The sequence below is a fragment of the Halobellus sp. Atlit-38R genome (genome assembly GCF_003665925.1).
Lineage (GTDB): Archaea > Halobacteriota > Halobacteria > Halobacteriales > Haloferacaceae > Haloquadratum > Haloquadratum inordinatus.
This window is the reverse complement of sequence record NZ_QXIJ01000046.1, coordinates 1-1,070: the sequence shown is the minus strand read 5'-3', so window position 1 is coordinate 1,070 and position 1,070 is coordinate 1. Positions and strand designations below refer to the sequence as shown.

General features: G+C 55.7%; 2 protein-coding genes. One reads left to right on the top strand and one right to left on the bottom strand.

Annotated elements, in window-relative coordinates:
* Nucleotides 1–529: hypothetical protein (locus D3D02_RS17970; RefSeq protein ID WP_121571309.1), on the bottom strand; the 529-nt coding region annotated here is incomplete at its 3' end.
* 62 nt (nt 530–591) lie between these two features.
* Between D3D02_RS17970 and D3D02_RS21030 the strand changes: the two genes are divergently transcribed.
* Nucleotides 592–735, top strand: coding sequence for a hypothetical protein (locus D3D02_RS21030; protein ID WP_006655018.1), 144 nt, complete (start codon nt 592–594; stop codon nt 733–735).
* Nucleotides 736–1,070: the final 335 nt, after the last annotated feature.

Sequence of the window (1,070 nt, the reverse complement as noted above, 5' to 3'; positions counted from 1 at the left end):
CTTTGATTCGAGCCATTTGTTCCTCGCCGGTTAGGTGGGAGAGTTCGCCCGATTCGAGTAGTTGGTTCACCTCGGGGTAACTGAGTTCGTCCGGCTCGCGCTCCCGTAACTCGTCGAGCGGCTCGCCCCGTTTTACATTAACCTCGACCTCGACCTCCTCGACCGAATACCCGCGCTGGAGGTATGCCTGTCTAACACCGCTCGCGGCAATCCCCTCGAAAGCGTCCTTTGCCAAATCGGACGGTTCGACGGTGTCGGTGATCCCGAGATATAGGAGAGCGAACGACCACGACAGGACGTTTAGCGTATGCTCTTTCCCGTCTAAATCGCCGTCCTCGAAGGCTTCCGTTCTAAGGTCCTCGTCGAGTTCCGAAACCAGGAGCGGCATATCATGTAGGGCTTCATGGAGCCGCTCGACTATCGCTCGCCGGCGTTCGTATCCTGCCTGTTTGCTATACTCCTTCGGTTTTTGGAGATACCGGCGGTCGGCCGGTGACAAAATCCCTCTTGCCCTTTCGTCAAGACTCATGCTTTACCAATCACATCTTCATGTCCGTAATGCTTTATACGTTGTGCCCTAAAGCGGGATATATGTCTGCCACGGACACGCGGATTCCGGTGTCGAAGGATGTGCGGCGCGACCTCCGGGTTCTCAAGGCGCGGGAAGGCCGACGGTCATACGATGAGACAATTGCGGTGGTGCTTGACGCATATCTCTCTGAGAAGGTGGATTAATAAACTATAGTCGTGACTAGCGAACTAGTTGAATCAAACGACGCCGGGAGCACACGAGTCTGCCAGGACTTCGCTCCTATCGGCGTCGAAGGATGCTTACGCGGACACGGCGGGCGGGTGGCCCGTTGTCCTAACTCAACCAATGTGGTTGGGGCTTATGGGATTATCGGATTTTCACCCGGCGTTAGTGTTCGCACAAAAGCGACACTAAATGTACGATACGGACGATACGACGGCACACGAACCGACTGAGAAGCGAAGCCTTCGCTTTGCGACTGACCTCGAGGCGGACGTCTCGCTTACAGACTGGACCGCCCTTCGGGTTCATCGAGTAA